The sequence below is a fragment of the Eubacterium barkeri genome, assembly GCF_900107125.1.
Classification (GTDB): Bacteria; Bacillota; Clostridia; order Eubacteriales; family Eubacteriaceae; genus Eubacterium_O; species Eubacterium_O barkeri.
The window spans coordinates 1-17126 of sequence record NZ_FNOU01000029.1 but is presented as its reverse complement, the minus strand read 5'-3'; the positions used below and the strand labels follow the sequence as shown (position 1 = coordinate 17126).

Annotated in this window: 17 protein-coding genes and 1 riboswitch; of the genes, 11 read left to right on the top strand and 6 right to left on the bottom strand. The window is 51.5% G+C overall.

Going from position 1 to position 17126, the window contains the following annotated elements; all coding sequences use genetic code 11:
• Positions 1–10 precede the first annotated feature (10 nt).
• From xdhC to ilvA, 5 genes are all read right to left on the bottom strand, one after another.
• On the bottom strand, positions 11–502 hold the full coding sequence (gene xdhC, locus BLU30_RS13015; protein ID WP_090247013.1) for a xanthine dehydrogenase subunit XdhC: 492 nt from the start codon (positions 500–502) through the stop codon (positions 11–13).
• The gene (xdhB, locus tag BLU30_RS13010; protein WP_090247011.1) at positions 495–1382 is read right to left on the bottom strand and encodes a xanthine dehydrogenase subunit XdhB; all 888 of its coding nucleotides are present in this window, start codon (positions 1380–1382) and stop codon (positions 495–497) included. Before xdhB ends, xdhC begins: the two co-directional genes overlap by 8 nt.
• A 1-nt stretch (position 1383) precedes the next feature.
• The gene (xdhA, locus tag BLU30_RS13005; protein ID WP_090247010.1) at positions 1384–3684 is read right to left on the bottom strand and encodes a xanthine dehydrogenase subunit XdhA; all 2301 of its coding nucleotides are present in this window, start codon (positions 3682–3684) and stop codon (positions 1384–1386) included.
• A gap of 163 nt (positions 3685–3847) precedes the next feature.
• Positions 3848–3944, bottom strand: a riboswitch (purine riboswitch).
• Positions 3945–3961: 17 nt separating this feature from the next.
• Positions 3962–5344, bottom strand: coding sequence for a uracil-xanthine permease family protein (locus tag BLU30_RS13000; protein WP_090247009.1), 1383 nt, complete (start codon positions 5342–5344; stop codon positions 3962–3964).
• A 446-nt stretch (positions 5345–5790) separates the two neighbouring features.
• Positions 5791–7029, bottom strand: a complete 1239-nt coding sequence (gene ilvA / locus BLU30_RS12990) for a threonine ammonia-lyase (protein ID WP_090247006.1) — start codon at positions 7027–7029, stop codon at positions 5791–5793.
• 177 nt (positions 7030–7206) lie between these two features.
• Between ilvA and BLU30_RS12985 the strand changes: the two genes are divergently transcribed.
• From BLU30_RS12985 to BLU30_RS12975, 3 genes are read left to right on the top strand one after another with little or no spacing between them, the layout of a single operon-like run.
• Positions 7207–7932, top strand: coding sequence for a DUF5058 family protein (locus BLU30_RS12985; RefSeq protein ID WP_090247004.1), 726 nt, complete (start codon positions 7207–7209; stop codon positions 7930–7932).
• Between the two features lie 3 nt (positions 7933–7935).
• Complete coding sequence (locus BLU30_RS12980) at positions 7936–8598, top strand: hypothetical protein (RefSeq protein WP_090247003.1); 663 nt, start codon at positions 7936–7938, stop codon at positions 8596–8598.
• On the top strand, positions 8598–10040 hold the full coding sequence (locus BLU30_RS12975) for a M20/M25/M40 family metallo-hydrolase (RefSeq protein ID WP_242873586.1): 1443 nt from the start codon (positions 8598–8600) through the stop codon (positions 10038–10040). Before BLU30_RS12980 ends, BLU30_RS12975 begins: the two co-directional genes overlap by 1 nt.
• On the opposite strand, the gene nagA is transcribed toward BLU30_RS12975, so the two are convergent.
• Entirely contained in the window at positions 10037–11170 is a 1134-nt protein-coding gene (gene nagA, locus BLU30_RS12970; protein ID WP_090247000.1) for an N-acetylglucosamine-6-phosphate deacetylase, read from the bottom strand. The genes BLU30_RS12975 and nagA overlap by 4 nt on opposite strands.
• 236 nt (positions 11171–11406) lie before the next feature.
• Here nagA and agaB point away from each other — a divergent pair, with 236 nt between their 5' ends.
• The 8 genes from agaB to BLU30_RS12930 form a co-directional block, all read left to right on the top strand.
• Entirely contained in the window at positions 11407–11883 is a 477-nt protein-coding gene (agaB, locus tag BLU30_RS12965; protein WP_090246998.1) for a PTS galactosamine transporter subunit IIB, read from the top strand.
• A gap of 20 nt (positions 11884–11903) precedes the next feature.
• Positions 11904–12695, top strand: coding sequence for a PTS N-acetylgalactosamine transporter subunit IIC (gene agaW, locus BLU30_RS12960; protein WP_090246997.1), 792 nt, complete (start codon positions 11904–11906; stop codon positions 12693–12695).
• Positions 12685–13524, top strand: coding sequence for a PTS system mannose/fructose/sorbose family transporter subunit IID (locus BLU30_RS12955; RefSeq protein WP_090246995.1), 840 nt, complete (start codon positions 12685–12687; stop codon positions 13522–13524). The genes agaW and BLU30_RS12955 overlap by 11 nt, the downstream gene beginning before the upstream one ends.
• A gap of 79 nt (positions 13525–13603) precedes the next feature.
• On the top strand, positions 13604–14335 hold the full coding sequence (locus tag BLU30_RS12950; protein ID WP_090246994.1) for a GntR family transcriptional regulator: 732 nt from the start codon (positions 13604–13606) through the stop codon (positions 14333–14335).
• Between the two features lie 27 nt (positions 14336–14362).
• Positions 14363–15526: an SIS domain-containing protein gene (locus tag BLU30_RS12945; protein ID WP_090246992.1), complete on the top strand. Its 1164-nt coding sequence runs from the start codon at positions 14363–14365 to the stop codon at positions 15524–15526.
• A gap of 11 nt (positions 15527–15537) precedes the next feature.
• Positions 15538–15969: a PTS sugar transporter subunit IIA gene (locus tag BLU30_RS12940; protein ID WP_090246991.1), complete on the top strand. Its 432-nt coding sequence runs from the start codon at positions 15538–15540 to the stop codon at positions 15967–15969.
• A gap of 8 nt (positions 15970–15977) precedes the next feature.
• Positions 15978–16847: a tagatose-bisphosphate aldolase subunit GatY gene (locus tag BLU30_RS12935; RefSeq protein ID WP_090246990.1), complete on the top strand. Its 870-nt coding sequence runs from the start codon at positions 15978–15980 to the stop codon at positions 16845–16847.
• Positions 16844–17126: class II D-tagatose-bisphosphate aldolase non-catalytic subunit (locus BLU30_RS12930; RefSeq protein WP_207648018.1), on the top strand; the 283-nt coding region annotated here is incomplete at its 3' end. The genes BLU30_RS12935 and BLU30_RS12930, both read left to right, overlap by 4 nt.

Below are 17126 nucleotides of genomic sequence, written 5' to 3'. Positions count from 1 at the left end.
TTTTATAGAATTACAGGGTCTTCCCCAACCGTGCCAGCATGGTCTTTTTAACCGCCCGAAGTACATTCTCATAGCCGGTACACCGACAAAGGTGTCCCGAGAGCAGTTTGCGCAGCTGGTCATCAGTATATTCGATGCCGCTATCTAAAATCTCCAGGGAGGTGAGTAAAAAGCCAGGGGTACAGAAGCCGCACTGAACAGCCGCCTCATCGATAAAGGCCTGCTGGATATCAGTCAGCTCTCCATCCGGGCCAAGGAGTCCCTCCACGGTAGTAATCCGCTTGCCATCGGCCCAGATGGCAAGATAGATACAGGAATTATAGGTGACCCCGTCGATGAGGACGGTGCAGGCGCCGCATTCCCCCACCTCACAGCCTTTTTTGACACCCGTCATCCGAAAATCATTGCGAAGGAGGTCCGTCAGGGAAGCCCGGACGTCCACCATGGTATCGACCTCCCGGTTATTCAGGGTAAAGTGGATGTGTTTGTATTGCTTATTCATAAAGGATTCCTCCTGCCCGTGTAATGGCTTTTTTCAGGCCGCGTTCTGCCATGACCTCTCCGATGTGGCAGCGGAAGGCCTTGCTGGCCCGCCAGCTGTCCCGGGGGTTGATGTCCTCGAGGACGGCCTGGCCGAAGGCTTCGGCCAGGGCCGCTGTGGGCCGCTGTCCCCGGACCAGGGCCTCGGCAGTGGGGACCCGCATGGGAATAGGTCCGGCAACGCCGTAGGCGATGCGGACATCCTCCAGGGTGGTCTTATCCGCCGACAGACGCACATTGACGGAGCAGCCTGTGGTGGCGATGTCCATGGCTCCCCGCATGGCGTACTTCGTGTAGTGGCCGGTGTAGCCGGTATAGGCCGCTTTGGGGATGATGATGGCGGTTTGAATTTCGCCGGGGTGCAGGTCTACCTTCCCAGCAGACAGGTAAAAATCGGCAATGGGAAGGATACGGACACCCCCGGGACCGGTGAGCTCGACCTGGGCATCCCAGGCAAAAAGGGTGGAGGCAGAATCCGCAGAGGTGACGCCATTACAGGTGTTACCGCCGATGGTCCCGATGTTTCGGATCTGGGGCCCGCCGATTTGATCCACGGCTTCACCCAGCACGGGAATAATGTCATTGATTAAGGGGTCATGGGTGATTTTAGTAAAGCAGGTTAAGGACCCAATGCGCAGATTTTCCCCGGCATCCAGACAGACACCCCGAAGGGCATCAATCCCCTGGATGCTCACCAGAGTGGCACCAGCCCGGCGGCCCTCCCGGATTTGAACCAGGACGTCGGACCCACCGGCGATGATTTCCGCCTCAGGATGGGCGGTGAGCAGTGCGGTGGCTTCCTCCACACTGGCTGCTTCATATAATGCTTTAATATCATACATATTAGTTTACCTCGTGATTGTAGAATCCAGCGGTATCGAAGGCTTCAAACAGGGTTTGGGGGCGGAGGGGAATCTGGTTGATCCCGACCCCGGTGGCCTGGCGCACGGCGTTACGAATGGCCGAAGCTACCGGACATACCGGGGGTTCCCCCAGGGATTTGGTCCCGAAGGCACTGGTAGGCTCTGGGTTTTCCACAAACTTAGCCACTAAGGTGGGATGATCCACAAAGGTGGACAGCTTGTAATCCAGGAAATTGCCGTTTAAAAGCTTGCCGGATTTTTCGTTATACAGCATGGTTTCGGACAGGGCATAGCCAATCCCCATGCTCATACCGCCATGGACCTGGGCTTCGGCCAGGGCCGGATTAATGAGGGAGCCACAATCGTGGACATTGACCAGGTTTAAGAGCTTGATCTTGCACAGGTTCGTATCCACTTCCACCTCGGCAAAGGAGCAGCCAAAGGAATAGGCATTGGATTTAATCTGATAGGTGGATTCAGAGGTAATGTGTTCACTGTGCTCTAAGCTGTACAGCACCTCGGTGGACAGTTCTCCCAGGGTCATGAGGACTTCGCCGTCGGGCTTTCTGATAATATTGCCATCCAACAGATCCAGATTAAAGGCGGGCATCCGGGTCAGACGCTGGGCGTTTTCTAAAATCCGCTCCTTCATGGCCAGGGCGGTTTGACGCACGGCAAAGCCGCCGGCATAGGTCTGGCGGGATGCGTAGGCCCCGGTCCCAAAGGGTGTGATGTCCGTATCCTGGGTGGAGATCATATGGACCATGTCAAAGGGAACGCCCAGGGTTTCTGCGGTCATTTGGGCAAAGGTGGTATCCGCACCCTGGCCGATTTCTGTTTCAGCCAGCTGTACCTGTACTGAGCCGTCCTGGTTAAGGACCATTCGGCAGGAGGAGGATTCCAAGGAAATGGGCCAGACCCCGGTGTTGTACCAAAAGACGGACATTCCGATGCCCCGGCGAATATCGCCGGTTTGGTCCGCATACTCCGCCAGTTTTTCATTGTAATGGATGGTTTCCATCCCCAGGTTAATACATTCATTAAAGGAATCGGTGTATAGCTTGTTCTTGGAGAAGCCGTCAGTATAGCCAACGGGCATCAGGTTTTTCCGCCTAAAGGCAATGGGATCCATGCCCATGGCCGCAGCCACATCCTCGGTATGGCTTTCAACTGCAAAGGCGTACTGGGGCATCCCATAGCCCCGCATGGCCCCGGCTACTGTCCGGTTGGTAAAGACGGTATAGGCATCACACTGGACATTATCACAGGGATACAGCTGGGGGAAAGCCCCCATGGCCTTGGCGGCAATGCTGTGGCCGTGGGAGGCATAGGCTCCCTGGTTGGAGAAAATTTCGCATTTTCGGGCGGCAAAGGTGCCATCGGGTCGGACGTGGGAAATAATGTGGAACCGCAGGGAATGGCGAACCCGGGTATTGGCAAAGGTTTCCTCTCTCGTGGATTCCAGTTTTACTAAGCGGCCACCGACCTGGGTAGTCAGGAAGGCGCACAGCGGCTCGTACAGGGCATCCTGCTTATTGCCGAAGCCACCGCCGATGTAGGGCTTAACAATACGGATTTTTCCCCAGGGCACCCCCAGGGCCTGGCCCACCACCCGGCGGACGATATGGGGAATCTGGGTGGATGAAACCACCGTAATGCGATCCCCCTCCTCATAGGCGTAGCAAACCGGGGGCTCGATATGGCAATGCTGGACCGTCGGGGTGTCGTACCAGCCCTCCACAACGGTCAGTCCGGGCTCTTTGATAGCGGCATCGTAATCCCCGATTTCCCGATTGGTGTGGGCAAGGATATTGCCCGGGTAATTGTCGTGAATCCGGGGGGCATCCGGGGCCATGGCCTCCTGGACATCCATCACCACAGGGTATTCCTCATAGGTCACTTTTAGGGCGTTGACTGCCTGGGTTGCAGCAACCTCATCCTCAGCGATGACGGCAGCGATATCGTCCCCGTAGTAGCAGACCCGGTCAGTAAGCACCAGCCGGTCCGCCACATCCTGATGGTTCGGGTCCGTGGACCAGGGGTGGCCTGCCGTTGGAAAATAGTGTTTTTCCTTTAAATCAAAGCAGGTCACGATTTTAACCACTCCGGGGATTTTTTGGGCCTGGGTAGTATCAATGGCCGTCACCCGGCCATTACCGATGGTGGCATGGCAGATCTTAGCGATCAGGGCGCCGGCATCGCAGATATCATCTGTATATCTGGCCCGTCCGGTGACCTTATCCCCAGCATCTACCCGAGGGAGTTTTTTTCCGATAATCATGGTTTGTTCCTCGTTCGATTAAAGTAGTAGTGTTTAACATCCCTCTCCAAGGATGGAAATGAATTCTTTGCCCGTGGTTAAATAATATAATATTATACCACAGGACAGATGGTAACAATATTTAAAAAAACTACCGCTAAGGGGACATCAGCTACGGCCAGGACATACCCCGGCCATAGCTTATAGTCAACTATTACGGTAGTTGGTAGAAACACCCGACCAGATTACGGGTATATATAAGCAAGATCATTGGATATTCAATTATTGGGTCTGTTAACTAGTCTTGATCCATCAGGGCTTTTTTAGCCAGATCGAAATCTTCTGCATCCTTGATGGGGAACAGGATATTAGCCAGGATACCAACGATACAAGTGGCGGCAACGGAGTCGCCGAAGATGAAGCGCAGGACTGCGGGCAGCTGTGCCACGGCTTCAGGATTGCTGGCTAAGCCTAAGCCCAGGGCGAAGGTGATGCCAAGGACTAAGATATTCCGTTCGCTGAAGCCTGCTTTGGCGATCATTTTGATCCCGTTGAGCATGATCATGGCAAAGACGGAGATAACCGCACCACCGAGCACGGGTGCCGGAATGGTTGCGAAGACAGCACCGAGTTTCGGAAGGAAGCCGCAAATCATCAGGATGAAGGCCCCGGTAGCAATACAGAAGCGGTTAACCACCTTCGTCATGGAGACGATACCGGCATTTTGCCCAAAGGCAGTATTGGGCAGGGCGTTAAACATTGCTGCAACAGAGGAACCCAGGGCATCTGCCAGAATGGCGCCAGCCGTTTCTTTTTCAGTCGCTTCACGGTCAAAAGCTGCAATGGTAATCCCTGAGGTATTCCCAATGGTTTCCAGACCAGAGACGATGTACAGGGCCGCAAAGCCAAGGATGGCTGAGGGCTCGAAGGTCATATTGAACTGGAAGGGCAGTGGAATACTAAACCATGCCGCGCTGGTCACGGCGGCTAAGTCCACCATACCCAGTGCAAAGGCCACAATATAGCCAATTACCAGACCAAAGAGGATGGATGAATTGGCGACGATGCCCTTACCAAAGCGTTGGAGCAGGATGATGACAATAAAGACGAAGAAGGCCACCGCCAGGTTCTGGACCGAACCAAAGGTTGGAGAACCCACACCGCCGGCAAAGTAATTGGCACCGACCTTGAGCAGGTTCACCCCGATGGTGATCAGGGTACTCCCAACAACCAGTGGGGGGAAGAAGCGGCGAATGTATTTATAGAAGAAACCCATAAATACTTCGGTCAAACTCCCCACGAGGCTACCGCCGAGGACGGCCCCCAGGCCGCCTGTGGCTGCGATGGTTGTAGCCGTAGGTACAAAGGCAAAGGATGTCCCCATGACGATGGGCAAGCGAGAACCAATCTGGAACTTGCCAATCTTAATGGGATATAATTGGACGAAGGTTGTCAAACCGGAGACAAACATCGCACATTGCATCATCAAGACCGTATCGGCACCGGAAAGCGAGCAGGCGCCAGCGATGATCAGGATGGGGGCCAGGTTTGATGTAAACATGGCCAGGATATGCTGCATACCCAGCGGAACGGCAGTGCGCAGCCGTGGCCGGCCATCCAACTCGTAAATCAATCGTTGATCTTCTTTTTTACGATCAACATTTTTGTTATCAGAATTCATATTCCCTCCATTTAATGAACGTGAATGCCAAGCACCCACATGATGTATCCTCTGATGTTCCCAAATGCGGTTAGCATAATTGTGATAAAACCCCTAATTTGTTTTGATCGTCAAGGCCTTCCCCCTTTCTTTGGTGCCTTTGTCGTTAAAAAAATAACGATGCAAGCCGAAAATTCCCATCGTATTGGCAGTGCACCCGGAAAAAAACAAAAAAATGCGAGAAAATGGATGCCCTTCAACGAATGGACGCGACGATATGACATTGAGTATAATAGAAAATTATTCTCAATTAATAAAAATATATTATTATAAACTTTAAACATTTGCAACTTGTTTTTTAAAATTAAGAAAGAGAAAATTAAGAAAAGAGGGGTGGCTGTTTGCCACCCCTCTTGAGAACTTGCAGTACCGCCTGTAGAATCCTTTTGTGGATGAAATTTGGAAGATTAATAAATGCGATTGACAGAGAAGCCGTTTTCCCGCAGGGCAGCTAAGACACAGTCGATATGGTCATGACCATTGGTTTCCACTGTTACCTCCAGCATCACCTTATTGGCGTAGCGGTCCAGGGCCTTAAACTGATTGTGCTCCAATTCGATGACATTGGCACCATTTTCGGCTAAGAGGGTCGCCACCTTCACCAGCTGGCCAGGCTTATCCGGCAGCTCCACGGCGAAGCACATAATCCGTCCCCGGCTGATCATCCCCTGGTTAACGATGGAGCTAATGGTGACTGTATCAATATTACCGCCGCTCATGACGCAGACAATCTTCTTTCCGGCGGCGGCTCGTTTCTTGAGACCGGCCAGGGCCACCACTCCGGCGGTTTCTGCCACCAGCTTGTGCTTTTCCATCACCAGCAGGACATTTTCCTGGATATCCTTCTCGCTGACCGTGATCAGTTCATCCACGTATTTTTGGGTAAGGGCATAGCTTAAATCCCCGGGCTGCTTGACTGCTACCCCTTCGGCGTTGGTACAAACAGAGGGCAGGCAGGACACCCGTCCTTCGTTGATACTGGCCCGCATGGAGCAGGCCCCCATGGGCTCGACACCGATAATGCGGATATCCGGATTAATGGCCTTTGCCGCAATGGCAATACCCGCCACTAAACCGCCCCCGCCGATGGGCACCAGGATTTCATCGGCATCGGGGAGTTCAGAAAGGATTTCCAGACCAATGGTCCCCTGGCCGCAGATCACATCGTAATCATCAAAGGGATGAATAAAGGTATAACCCTCTTCTTTAGCCAGCTGGCAGGCATAATCATAGCTTTCATCGTACACATCCCCATGGAGAACGACATCCACCCCGTAGGATTTGGTGGCGTCCACCTTGAGCAAGGGAGTGATATTCGGCATGATGATGGTCGCTTTAATGCCCATTCTTTGGGCAGAGAAGGCCACCCCCTGGGCGTGATTTCCAGCGGAGGAGGTAATAATTCCCTTTTCCAGCTCTTCCTGAGACAGACGACAGATTTTATGATAAGCGCCCCGAATTTTAAAAGAACCGGTTATTTGGAGATTTTCGGGCTTGATATAAATGTCACCGCCATACTCGCTGCTGTAAAAATCACTCCTGATCAGGGCGGTTTTTTTAATAATAGGGGCCAGGTGCTCCTGGGCCTGCTTCACTTCTGCCAGGTGGTCCTGGTCTAAATAATGGTTAATTTTTTCTTGATCCATGTTGGCTCCTGTTTTCTTAAGATAAGTTGATGTATTTTTAAGTATATAGAATATGAGCGGAATGTCAATAACCTGGGTCTGAAGTTTTAGGAGATAGGAAAGGCAGTGGAGTGACTTTAAAAAATAAGCTCCGCATGGTATGATTATCCCATATATTTTTATAGAGAGGAAACGCTTATGACCTTTAATCCCAACAGTTCATTTTTATTCATTCTGGCGGCCATGGTTATTATCTTCGTGCTGGCCCAGTCGGCCTTCTTTTTGGTGCGGGCATTGCGCCAGGCCAAGGCCTCGGGCATGGATATGACCCGGATTCGCCAGTCGGTTTTATCCACGGCTATTTTTACCATTGCGCCAGCGGTATCCATTCTTTTAGGAGTGGTAACCCTGGCTAAATTCCTGGGGCTTCCCCTCCCCTGGATTCGGCTTTCCGTTATTGGGGCCATTACCTACGAGCTGCCTGCGGCATCCTCCACGGCCACGGCCCTGGGGATTTCCCTATCAAACCTCATTGGTGATCCCAAGGTGTACACGGCTATTTTGTGGGTGATGACCCTGGGAATCCTGCCGAGTCTGATCTACGTTCCCATTCTGTTCAAGCGCATCCAGCGGGGGCTGGTTTCCATGAAGGCCAAGGATAGCCGCTGGGGGGATCTCTTTATCGATGCCATGTTTTTGGGGATGATTTCTGCCTTCCTGGGGATGGTTTTTTCCACCATCAGCCAGGGCATTGTGGGGTGGATTCCGGTTTTCGTCCTATTGTTTTCTGCGGGGGTAATGGGGGTCTGTGGTCTGCTCATTAAAAAATTCCACCATGCCTGGCTGGAAAACTACGCCTTGCCCATCAGTATGCTCTGTGCCATGATTTTTGCCATCTGGGTTACCCCGGTGATAGGAGGTTAAGTGATGAAGGATTTTAAAACCTATAACGACGCGACCTACCGCTACGGACTTTTTTGGATTTGGACGGCTATTGCGGTGCTCCTGGCGGTTCCAATTATTGTTTGCCTGGTTTATGATGCCTGGCCAGAGGGTACAGCGGTGCTCAAGGGACTTTTGGGAGTGGCGCCCATTTACTGGACCGTGGGCCTGATCGAGGTGATTACCTATACCCCCATGCTGGGGACCGGGGGGACCTTCATCGGTTTTGTCACCGGGAATGTGACCAGCCTGAAGGTGCCCGCTGCACTGAATGCCATGGAGGCCATGGAGGTGAAGCCCGGCAGCGAGGAGGCGGAAATTGTATCCACCATCGCCATTGCGACCTCAGCCATTGTGACCACCGTCATCATTTCTGTGGGGGTCCTCCTCTTTTCACTGCTGACCCCGGTGTTGGAATCGCCGGTGCTGAAGCCGGCCTTTGACAATATTCTTCCGGCCCTTTTTGGGGGCTTGGCCGTGGTGTTTATTGGCAAGAGCTGGAAGATTGCCATGGCTCCCCTGGTCTTTATGGTTCTGCTGTTTATCGCAGTGCCCAGCTTAGCCAGCTCGGTGGGGGTATTGGTTCCTGTGGGAGCCCTCATTGCCATTGGGGCCGCCCGGCTGCTTTATAAGAAAGGATGGATCTAATGCTCATTGGATGGATTATTCTAGGGGCGCTTTTAATCTTTCTAGCGGTCCTTTTGATTCGGACGGCGTCCTTTGTACCGCCAGTGGTGGAGAAGCCCGCAGATGTGGATTTGCCAGCGATGGATGAAGAAAAAATTTCCCGGGACATGGCGGATATTATCCGGTGCCGGACTATTTCTTACCGGGATGACGACCAGGTGGACTGGGATGAATACCAACGGCTTTATCGTCTCATCGAAGAGCGCTTTCCATTGGTCCATGAAAATGGCCATCGGGAATTTATTGGAAAAACCGGATTGCTCTTTACCTGGAAGGGAAAGCATAGCGATGCCCCTTCTGTCTATATGGCCCATTACGATGTGGTGCCAGTGGATGCCAAGGCCTGGGAACGGCCTCCCTTTGAGGGGGTTATTGAGGATGGTGTTCTTTGGGGACGGGGGACTCTGGATACCAAGGGAACCTTCTGCTCTATTTTAGAGGCGGCAGAAATCCTCATGGCCCAGGGCTTTGTGCCGGACCAGGATATTTATTTGGCCTTTTCCGGGGAAGAGGAAATCGATGGGCTGACGGCAGTGGCCCTTTCAGATACCTTAAAGGACCGGGGAATCAATCCGGCCATGGTGTTGGACGAAGGTGGCGCTGTTGTGGAAAATGTGCTTCCAGGGATTACCGTGCCCTGTGCCCTTATTGGCACAGCGGAAAAGGGAAAGGTTAATGTGGCCCTTCAGCTTAAGGGTGTACCGGGCCATGCCTCTACCCCACCCCGGCATACGGCAGTGGGGCGGCTGGCCAAGGCTGCTGTTGCCATTGAAGGGCATCCCTTTGCCCCCAGGTTAATCAGTCCCGTTGCAGAAATGTTTGATTGTCTTGGGCGTCACAGCAGCTTTGCCTATCGAATGCTCTTCGCCAATCTCTGGTGTTTCAAACCCGTGTTGTACGCCATGGCCAAGAAGGGCGGCACCGAGCTATCGGCCATGATGATGACCACCGTCGCCCTGACCCGGATGTCCGGGAGCGATGCCTTTAATGTCATGCCTCCGGAGGCATCCATGGGTGGGGATATCCGTATTTTACCCGGGGAGAATGCCCAAAGCGTCGAGGCCCATCTCCGGTCCGTTATTGGGGATGACGATATTACCATTCACCGGGTGAATGGCACTGATCCCCAGCCTGTTTCCCCCATGGCCGGGCCGGGCTGGGAACGCCTGACCCGGGTTATTGGACAAACCTGGCCAGAGGCTGTGGTCTCCCCCTACCTCATGCTGGCCTGCAGTGATGCCCGCCATTATTGTCGGGTCTTTGACAAGGTGTACCGTTTTTCCGCCATGGCCCTGTCCAAGGAAGAGCGTGGAATGATCCATGGCCATAATGAACGTATCCCGTTGTCAAAGCTGTATACCACGGTGGCCTTTTACCTGCGGATGATGATGGCTTCCAATTAAGGGAGAATACGGCCGCCGATGATGACCTTATGAATGGTGAGGTCGTCATCAAAGAGGACGAGATCCGCATCATATCCCAGGGCGATTTGGCCCTTGTGGTCGTCGACTCCACAATATCTGGCGGGATTGAGGGTCGCCATTTTAACGGCTTCATACAGGGGGACATTACAATGGCCAGTGACATTTTTAATGGCTTCTCTGAGGGTGAGAACCGAGCCCGCCAGGGAACCGGTTTTGAGGTGGGCGGCACCATGGGCCACAACAACCGCCTGCCCCCCCAGGGAATAATCGCCGTCGGGCATCCCGCAGGCCATCATAGCATCAGAAATCAAGAGCACCTTATCGGTGCTTTTTTGTTTGAAGGTAATACGCAGCACGGGCCAGACAATGTGGATGCCGTCCGCAATGACTTCGGTGGTCATGGCATCCAGATCGAAGGTCGCCCCGACGATGCCGGGCTTTCGGTGATGGAGGCCAGACATGCCGTTGAAGAGATGGGTGGAATGGGAAGCACCTAAATCCACGGCGTGGACCACCTCCTCATAGGTCGCTTGAGAGTGACCGATGGAGACCCGAATTCCCGTTTCAGCCAGAAAAGGAATCAGGGTGTCCGATCCCGGAAGTTCACAGGCCAGGGTGATACATTTGGGAACATCCTCACAGCCTGCGGTCATGGCCTGGTAGGTTTCAATGGAGGGCAGCTGGAGAAAATCCGGGTTTTGTGCCCCGATGGCTGCACCACTGATAAAGGGCCCCTCCAGATGGGCACCCAAAAGCTGGGCTCCGGGACAACCTTCATCCCGGAGGATTTTAATGGCCTGGAGGGATTTATGGATATCTTCCAGAGAAACGGTCATGGTAGTGGCAAGGAAGGATGTCGTTCCGCTTTGGGCTAAGGTGGAGGAAATACTTCGCAGACCTTCCATTGTTCCCTCCATGGTATCGTGGCCGCCAGCCCCATGAATATGGGTATCGATAAAGCCTGGGGATAGATAAAGCCCCTCTCCGTTGAGTCGTGGTGCACCATCTGGTATCTTTATGTTAATACCAGTTATATGCTGGTTCTCTATTTGTAGGGTACCATCCATAATGGTATCTGGATAGACGATTTTCACGTTTTCAATATACATAAGTCACCTCCAAAGGGTATTTTTGATGATAATATCCAATAAATCCTCAGAATGCAAGGATTATTTTTACAAAATTTTTAAGGAAGTTTAAAAAACATTGACAAACACAGAATCAACTTATAGAATTATATCAACTGGTAATTACCAAATAAGCTTTATGTGATTTAATGGTTTTGAAGTAGAAGGGAGGATGTATTACCATTTTGGCAAATGATTGATGAATAAAGGAGAGAAAAATGCCAAATATTTTATTAACACGGATTGATAACCGTCTTGTCCACGGTCAGGTTGGGGTAACCTGGGTCAATCATCTGGGAGCAAACCTCATTGTCGTCGCCAATGATGCGGTGTCAAAGGACCCCATCCAGCAAAATTTGATGGAAATGGTTATTCCTGGAACCTGTGGTATCCGATTCTTTTCGATTCAGAAGACCATCGATGTGATTCAGAAGGCATCCCCGAAACAATTAATCTTTTTAGTTGTCCGGACGCCAGAAGATGCATTGCGGTTGGTAGAGGGCGGTGTTCCCATCGACAAAATCAACATTGGGAACCTTCATTTTGCAGAAGGAAAGACTCAAATCAGTAAAACCGTCTCCATTGGAGAGAGCGAAAAAGAGGCATTGAAAAAGCTGGCAGATGCCGGTATCGAAATGGAAATCCGCAGGGTACCCAGCGAAGGGATCGAAGCGGATATTAAGAAATTCTTATAGGCATTATTGAGGAGGCCATTATGTTTGTTCAAGCATTACTGATTGCGCTCTGGGCCGGGATTGCAGGGATTGACCTGTTTGACGGTTTAACGCATATTCATCGCCCCCTGGTGACTGGCCTGGTCGTTGGGTTGATCTTAGGCGATGTTAAAACCGGCTTAATTGTCGGTGCAACCTTGGAATTTGTATGGATGGGAATGGTACCCTTGGCTGGAGCCCAGCCACCCAATGTGGTTATTGGCGGGGTCATTGGAACCAGCATCGCTATTTTAGGAGGGTTAGATGCCCAGGCGGCCGTCGGTTTGGCCGTTCCATTTGCCGTAGCCGTCCAGGCTGCCATCACCCTGATCTTCACCCTGTTTTCCTTCTTTATGCACAAGGCGGATCGATTTGCCGAAGAAGGGGATACCAAGGGGATTGCCGGTATCAATTACGCTGGTTTGGTTGTTTTGTTCCTGTTCTATTTTATCGTTGCGTTCCTACCCATTTACCTGGGGGCGGATAAAGCCGCTGCCATTGTTGGGATGATCCCGGAATGGGCCATCCATGGTCTCAGTATTGCAGGCGGGGTAATGCCAGCCATTGGTTTTGCTATGCTGCTTAAGATCATGCTGAAGAAGGAATATGTTGCCTTCATGATTATTGGCTATATCATTGTAGCCTATGGCAATCTACCGATTTTGGGGCTGGCACTTATCGCTGTGGCCATTGCTCTGTACGAATATTTCCGGATGAAGGACGATGGTAAGGTAGTCCCTGCCGGAAATGCTTCAGCAAATGATTATGAGGAGGACTATTCTGATGGAATCTAATACAGTGGATACCCTTGAAAAATACGACGATCCAAAACCGGAAAAGGTCATCACTAAAAAAGATCTCAATAAGATGACCTGGCGGTCGCTGCTGCTGCAGGCATCCTTTAATTATGAGCGGATGCAGGCCTGTGGCTGGCTTTACGGGATTATGTCCGGACTAAAGAAGATTCATAAGAACAAGAAGGACCTGTCAACATCCATGCGGGATCATATGGAGTTTTTCAATACCCATCCCTTCTTGGTTACCTTTATCATGGGTCTGGTTCTGGCCATGGAAGAAAATAAAGAGGACCGTGAAACTATCCGTGCGGTTAAAGTGGCGACAATGGGGCCCCTGGGCGGTATTGGGGATGCGTTGTTTTGGTTGACAGCTTTGCCAATTTGCGCAGGAATTGGGGCATCAATGGCCATTAACGGCAATATAGCCGGGCCCTTCGTCTTCCTGATTCTCTTCAACGCCATCCATTTTGGGCTGCTTTTCTTCCTGTCCCACTATGGCTATAACACAGGTGTTAAGGCCATTGCTTCCCTTAAGGAGCAAACCAAGAAAATATCCCATGCGGCAACCATTGTTGGTTTAATGGTCGTTGGTGGATTGATTGCATCCATGGTTAATCTAAAAACCGTCATGAACATTGGCGGGGTCGATATTCAGACGGGGTTATTGGATGCCATTATGCCGGGAATGCTGGGACTGGGCTATACCTTCCTGATGTACTACTTTTTGAAAAAAGGGGCATCCCCTATTTTACTGATTGCCATTACCGTTGGCGGTGCACTGGTATTGTCCTTAATTACCCAGTTAACGGGATTTGCCATTATTTAAGGAAACCATTGGCTTTTTTGAGTCATTCATGCTTTAATGTTCTTAACAATACAACTAACCAAATGGGGAGTGAAATACGATGTATTTGGATAAGAACTTAAATGAACCACTTTATCACCAGCTCTTTAATATTATGCGCAATGATATTGAAAATCACCTGGATGAAGGAGACCAGCTGGACTCTGAACGGGATATCTGTGCAAAATATCAGGTCAGCCGGACGACGGTCCGACAGGCTTTGGATAAGCTGGAAAATGAAGGCTATATCGAAAAAATCCATGGGAAAGGCAACTTTGTCGCCAATCGGCTCATCAGCCAGGATTTGGTACGCTTTTATTCCTTTTCTGAGGAGATGCGCAAGCTGGGGAAGACCCCCCACTCCAAGCTGACAAGCTTTGAAATTGTGGAGGCGGGGGAAACCCTTGCGCATCAGCTCGGTATTGCAGAAGGCGAATTAGCCTTTAAGCTCATCCGTATTCGCTATGCGGATGAAACCCCCATGCTTTATGAATCAACCTTTTTGCCCATGGAGCGCTTTAAAGGCTTAACGGCAGAAAGTATTTCCACGCGATCAATGTACGATGTGCTTCAGGATGATTTTGGGGTACATATCTCCAATGGGGAGGAGGTACTGCGGCCAATTCTGGTTAACCGTGTGGAAAGCTTGTATTTGGATATCCCAGAAGGGAGCCCGGGGCTTAAAATTACCCGGACCACCCGGGAGGGGAACCGTGTTATTGAATATACCAGGAGCATCGCCCGGGGCGATAAGTTCAAATACCGTGTGTATCTGGAAAACGAACCCCATTGAGGTGGCTCCCATTGAAGGAGGATACTGATGATTTTTGGAAAAGAACCCGCAGATTGGGAGGCCCTGAAGGGGCTTTACACCGCATCGGAGATTAATCGACAACCTGCCCTTTGGCGGGAAACAGGGGCGATTATTGCGGGGCGAAGGGATGAAATTGCCCAGTTTATGGCGAACAACATAACCCCGGAAACCCGGATTGTATTAACCGGTGCGGGGACCTCGGATTACGTTGGGGACACGGTTGTGGGAGCATTAAAACAATGTCTGCCCTGTCGGGTTGAAGCCGTTGCCACCACGGATATTGTGGCGGCACCTGAGGAGTATATTGAATCAGAAACACCGACCATCCTGGTTTCCTATGCGCGTTCGGGCAATTCACCGGAAAGTATGGGGGCCTATGATCTGTTCCAGGATCAGGTTTCTCATTTACGACAACTGGTCATTACCTGTGATGTGGAAGGGGATTTAGCCCAGAAGGCTTTTAAGACCGAAAATGCGTTGGTTCTGCTGATGCCCGAGGAATCCAATGATAAAGGATTCGCCATGACCAGTTCCTTTAGCTGTATGATGATGGCGACACTACTGATTTTCGATCTGGATACCCTGGAGGAGAATCGCCGGTATCTTGAAATTCTGGCGGATCAGGCAGAGGCTTTCCTAACCCAGCGTTATGGGGAGATTCAGCAGATGGTGGACTATGGCTGCCGTCGTGTGGTCTACCTGGGATCTGGTTTCTACGGTGGTTTCTGTCAAGAAATGGCCCTGAAGAACTTAGAGCTAACCAGTGGTCAGATTTTAAGCTTCAGCGAAAGCGTCATGGGCTTCCGCCATGGTCCTAAATCCATTATTAATGATGAAACCCTTGTGGTGGTCTTTGTCAGTGGGAATGCGTACACCCGGCAATATGATTTAGATCTCATTGAGGAAATCCATGAGGATGCGGGCAGCCATAAGCTGGTGGCTGTGACTTACAATGGACCAGGAGATTTAGCCCAACGCTGTGATCAGCTCATCGACTTTAAAGGCGCACCTGTTCCAGAGATTTTTAAGGTATTTAATTATATGCTGGTGGGACAGATTTTTGGGCTTTTTGACGCCATCGCTTGTGGCGTTACCCCGGATAACCCACGTCCGGACGGTACAGTGAATCGTGTGGTGAAGGGTGTCACGCTGCACCCCTATTCAAAGTAGAGGTGAATAAAATGATCGGAATCATCTTAACAACCCATGGCCGTATGGCCGATGGAATCCTGGTTTCCATGGAAATGATTGCCGGGGCCCAAGAGGGTGTGGCCACGGTTTGCTTTAATGACGGTGAAGGAACTGAGGCACTAAAGGCCCGTCTGGAAGCGGCAGTGGACGGACTCAATACGGATCAAATCCTGATTTTGTGTGATTTGGCCGGAGGCTCCCCCTATAATGTTTCTTCCCTGATCAGCACCCAGCGAAATGAGCAGGATATTGTGGTCATCGCCGGGCTCAATCTGCCCATGCTCTTGGAAGCGGCCCTCAGTCGAAGCTATCTTGAGATGGATGCCTTGGTACCCGCGGTGCTTAAATCCGCAGGGGAAGGAATCCGTCAGTACACAGCCCCTGGGGCAAAAGCGTTAGTGGACGCAGAAGAGGGAATTTAGGTGGTATGATGAATCAAATCCGATCAACCCGGGACATGTTAAACCGGGCCCAATTAGAGGGCTATGCCGTTCCTGCCTTTAATATCCATAATATGGAAAGCCTGCAGACGGTGGCTAAAACTGCGGCAGAGCTTGGATCTCCTGTGATTATTGCCGGGACGCCTTCAACCATTGATCGCTATGCCGGCGGGGATTTCATACAGGCCATGGCGGCTGTTTGTGCTGGCCGATGGGAAATTCCCATTGCCATCCACCTGGATCATTTTGAGGATGTGGCGGCCATCGCCCACAATATTGATCTGGGCTTTCGATCCTGTATGATTGACGCCTCCATGCTTCCCTTCGAGGAAAATATTAAACAGGTGCGCCAGGTGGTGGCCTATGCCCACGAGCGGGATACTGTGGTAGAGGCTGAGCTTGGCCGCCTGGGTGGCCGGGAGGATGATCTGACGGTAGCTGCTGGAGAAACCGCCCTCACCGATCCCCAGGCAGCAGCAGAATTTGTGGCGAGAACAGGTATTGATTCCCTGGCGGTGGCCATTGGAACCGCCCATGGCCTGTACACGGGTGAGCCCCATTTGGATTTTGAGCGATTATCCGAAATCCGGGAACAGGTCTTAATTCCCCTGGTCCTTCACGGGGCATCGGATGTCCCCGATGAATTAGTCCAGGAAGCCATTCGACGGGGAATTTGTAAAGTGAATGTCGCCACAGATTTGAAAATCCCCTTTGCCCAGGCCGTTAAGGCATTTTTCCAAAGCAATCCGGACGCCTCGGACCCCCGGTACTACATGGCACCCGGTAAGGCTGCCATGGCTGAAGTGGTTGCCCATAAGATTAGCGTCTGCGGCAGCGAAGGGCGGTATCTGGCGAAATGACAATGAAAAATCCCCTTTTAACTCAAATCATCGAAGGTCGTCAGCGGGATAAGGGCATCGGTATTTACTCTGCCTGCAGTGCCAATCCCTTCGTTTTGGAAGCCGTGGTGGAGCGGGCACTGGAAACAGATTCTGTGGCTTTAATTGAAGCGACCGCCAATCAGGTGAACCAATTCGGGGGCTACACCGGGATGACACCCCGGGATTTTTATGACATGGTCTGGAATATGGCCAGAGAAAAGGGAATGCCCGGAGAACAGCTGATTCTCGGTGGAGACC

What these genes read in the sequence shown, in the direction of transcription:
- xdhC (WP_090247013.1), bottom strand. Translation starts at nt 502, where the DNA reads ATGAATAAGCAATACAAACACATCCACTTTACCCTGAATAACCGGGAG.
- xdhB (WP_090247011.1), bottom strand. Translation starts at nt 1,382, where the DNA reads ATGTATGATATTAAAGCATTATATGAAGCAGCCAGTGTGGAGGAAGCC.
- xdhA (WP_090247010.1), bottom strand. Translation starts at nt 3,684, where the DNA reads ATGATTATCGGAAAAAAACTCCCTCGGGTAGATGCTGGGGATAAGGTC.
- BLU30_RS13000 (WP_090247009.1), bottom strand. Translation starts at nt 5,344, where the DNA reads ATGAATTCTGATAACAAAAATGTTGATCGTAAAAAAGAAGATCAACGA.
- ilvA (WP_090247006.1), bottom strand. Translation starts at nt 7,029, where the DNA reads ATGGATCAAGAAAAAATTAACCATTATTTAGACCAGGACCACCTGGCA.
- BLU30_RS12985 (WP_090247004.1), top strand. Translation starts at nt 7,207, where the DNA reads ATGACCTTTAATCCCAACAGTTCATTTTTATTCATTCTGGCGGCCATG.
- BLU30_RS12980 (WP_090247003.1), top strand. Translation starts at nt 7,936, where the DNA reads ATGAAGGATTTTAAAACCTATAACGACGCGACCTACCGCTACGGACTT.
- BLU30_RS12975 (WP_242873586.1), top strand. Translation starts at nt 8,598, where the DNA reads ATGCTCATTGGATGGATTATTCTAGGGGCGCTTTTAATCTTTCTAGCG.
- nagA (WP_090247000.1), bottom strand. Translation starts at nt 11,170, where the DNA reads ATGTATATTGAAAACGTGAAAATCGTCTATCCAGATACCATTATGGAT.
- agaB (WP_090246998.1), top strand. Translation starts at nt 11,407, where the DNA reads ATGCCAAATATTTTATTAACACGGATTGATAACCGTCTTGTCCACGGT.
- agaW (WP_090246997.1), top strand. Translation starts at nt 11,904, where the DNA reads ATGTTTGTTCAAGCATTACTGATTGCGCTCTGGGCCGGGATTGCAGGG.
- BLU30_RS12955 (WP_090246995.1), top strand. Translation starts at nt 12,685, where the DNA reads ATGGAATCTAATACAGTGGATACCCTTGAAAAATACGACGATCCAAAA.
- BLU30_RS12950 (WP_090246994.1), top strand. Translation starts at nt 13,604, where the DNA reads ATGTATTTGGATAAGAACTTAAATGAACCACTTTATCACCAGCTCTTT.
- BLU30_RS12945 (WP_090246992.1), top strand. Translation starts at nt 14,363, where the DNA reads ATGATTTTTGGAAAAGAACCCGCAGATTGGGAGGCCCTGAAGGGGCTT.
- BLU30_RS12940 (WP_090246991.1), top strand. Translation starts at nt 15,538, where the DNA reads ATGATCGGAATCATCTTAACAACCCATGGCCGTATGGCCGATGGAATC.
- BLU30_RS12935 (WP_090246990.1), top strand. Translation starts at nt 15,978, where the DNA reads ATGAATCAAATCCGATCAACCCGGGACATGTTAAACCGGGCCCAATTA.